The 2,743-nt window shown below is 41.8% G+C and carries 2 protein-coding genes; both read right to left on the bottom strand.

Features of this window, described 5'->3' with window-relative positions; genetic code table 11:
• Positions 1-2,537, bottom strand: a 2,537-nt coding sequence (locus tag WFK35_RS22010; RefSeq protein ID WP_336734717.1) for a S8/S53 family peptidase, incomplete at its 3' end; no start/stop codon positions are given.
• 25 nt (positions 2,538-2,562) lie between these two features.
• On the bottom strand, positions 2,563-2,743 hold a 181-nt coding region (locus WFK35_RS22005; RefSeq protein WP_336734715.1), incomplete at its 5' end, for a hypothetical protein.

Genomic DNA, 2,743 nt, shown 5'->3' with positions numbered 1-2,743 from the left:
TTACTGATAAGATTCTCAGCTTTGGTGGTATTGCTCATATCCAAATGAGAAAAGTCTTCAAAAAAGGCAGGGTCCGTCTGTAGCAGATGCATCAGTTCCAATGAAAGCTGTTCTTCTTCAGGCTTTAGGGTATTAGTATCGCGGAATAGTTTCCTATTTTTAAAGAAAGATCCCAGGATCTGGGTGATACCACCGAAGGACGACTCAGCTTCCGGAGATTTCGTAAGCAGATTTTCGTCCGGAACTCCTATATTGAGCGCATCCATTGCTCTTAAAATTCCGTTACCATAATACTTTTGCCAGTCTTTAAATACACTTGCTTTTGCTGCAGATGTATAAAGTGCATACCTCACGGCTTCTATTTTTTTCCACTGCTGTCCGGGTTTATAATAGCCTTTTGCTTCCAGCTCATCCCGGTGATAGGCAATCCATAAAGCCGCCGCCGCCGCGATCTGAGGAGTAGCACTTGAAGTTCCGCCGCCGCTTCTTACAAACTTATCTCCGTTTTCTGCCCACGGAGTATTAGGAGTATACGCAGCCAAAGCTCTTGTCATTGACGAAGGAGGCCCCCAGCTTCCCTGCATATATTTTGTAAATTCACCTTTTGCGGTATTCAGGAAGTCCTTGTCATAAGGTTTTTGGTTATACATTGCCCCTGTGGCGGCAATTACCCGTTGAAAAGCTGCGGGATAGAGAACACATTTAGGAAGTAAGCTTTTAAAAAATCCGGCATACCAGCAGTTGCTTGCCGCAGAGACAATAACAAGTCCTGCCTCATAAGCTTTGTTTACGGATTTGGCCATACGCGGGCTTGGCTTTCCTGCCATACTCATGGTTACAACTTCGCATCCCTGTTCCAGAGCGTAATCTATAGCATCACAGAAATTTTCGGTATTTAGAATAACTACAGAATCACTGATGCGCATCGGAATGACATCAGCTATGGGAACTCCTCCTATATATCCTTGAAACTCATTGAATGTAGAAGAGAAAGGAACGTTGTTTCCTGCTAATAAACAGAGGGTGCCCAAACCATGACCATCATTACCTGAATCTATTTTATCATGAGCCTGATTTTCAATTTCATCTTTACCGGTAACAAAATTTTTCTCTTTGTCAGCCCGAAGCTTTTCAGGAAGCCCTATATGCCCGGGTAAATATCCTGTATCCAGGTGCCCGATTGTAACATAAGAACCTGTTTTTGCCATTACTTTTTGGGCAGCAGCAGAGAGTTGGGAATGCTTATCATCCAAATGCCAGCCAATTTTTACCGTGGGGTTTTCAAGTGCAGGGGGCCATTCAGGAATGTATTCATTATCACCGTTACTGGCCCGGGTTATTCTTTTATCATCAGCAGGACTAAAACTTAAGATGGGCTCTACGGTGGCCTCATATCCTGATTGTTTCAGACGGAGTTTAAGCGCATGCGCTGCCGTCCAGCCCTGTTCATAAGGAATATTTAAAGCTTCCAGGGTAAACCGTGTTCCTTTTTGTTTGATGATTTTTATCTGATCTCCTTCCTCAAGCTGCGGAGCTTCTCCCTGGAATTCAACCAGTAATAAAGCATTTTTATCAACGTTACCTGTTGTGATGTCATTATTTGCAATGATATCTTTTACTGAAGTCTGGGTAGGGTTGAGGTATCCTGATAGGGTATCCGCATTTTCAATATTGATTGCAAAGGGAAAACCTTTATCAAAACTTTCAATGACAGATCCATATTCAAAACAATTCGGATGTGGGAACGTATAGTATTTTTTTATTTTTGCTATGATTTCTCTGGCGTTACCGGAAAATCCATCCTGTAAAAAAAGTTTATTAAGCGTACCGGTAAACAGCCCGTATTTTTCTCCATCATAGGTTGACTGATCATCCTGACATGCTGCAAGCAGCTTTACTGAAGCCTTTACCTCACTTCGTTTGGATTTGTATTTAAACTTCTCCTGAATGGGAACGTAGATGCTCGTATAATCTCTGGTCAGAATATCTTTTTCCACTTCTGCCGGAAGTTTCCTGTTAGCAAATCCTCTGGAGGTTTGAGATTGTTCTATTCCGTCAATTAAAACTTCGGTAAGATTAATTTTGCCCGGAGATTCCATCGTTTCTATATCTTTTGTAACGGTACCGCTGTGGCAGCTGTCTGAAACGATTAGAATACGGGTTCCTTCCTTAAAAGACTTAAATGCTTCGTACAGTTCATCATCAATTAACTGTCTGTCGTATAAACACCAGGTCTGATCCATTGATTCCGTATCCAGATCCGAGGGTTTTTCGTTAGGAAACGTACCTCCGTGGCCGCTATAGGTGATCAGAATAATATCACCCGGCTGCATGGTCTGTGCCCGCTGCTCAATTTCAGATAAAATTTTTCCTGACTGGGCTTCCTGATCTGTTAATAGCAGAGTTTCATAATCAAGTTCTTCTGCATATTTCTGCCACCATTTGGCATCGTTTACCGCAGCTTTGAGAGAAGGTAAGTTATTGTAAACATCAGGGTTTGTGGTATTGATACCAATGTGTATACTGTAGCCTTTCATGATGTAGAGTTTTTAAGGTTAGTTTTTAGTTGTTACAGATGAGGTCTATAATAGCATCTCTTGTCTTCTTTTCGCTGAAATAAGAGATATGGTCTCCCGGGAAAATGGCCATGTTGTTATTAAATTCTTTGATCTTTTTCATACTTTCCAGCGTTACGGCCATATCATTGGGATGGCCTTTAAATAATACTTTTGTAAGGGCGGGG

The sequence above is a fragment of the Chryseobacterium sp. VD8 genome (assembly GCF_037149975.1).
Lineage (GTDB): Bacteria > Bacteroidota > Bacteroidia > Flavobacteriales > Weeksellaceae > Chryseobacterium > Chryseobacterium indicum.
This window is presented reverse-complemented; position numbering and strand designations above follow the sequence as displayed.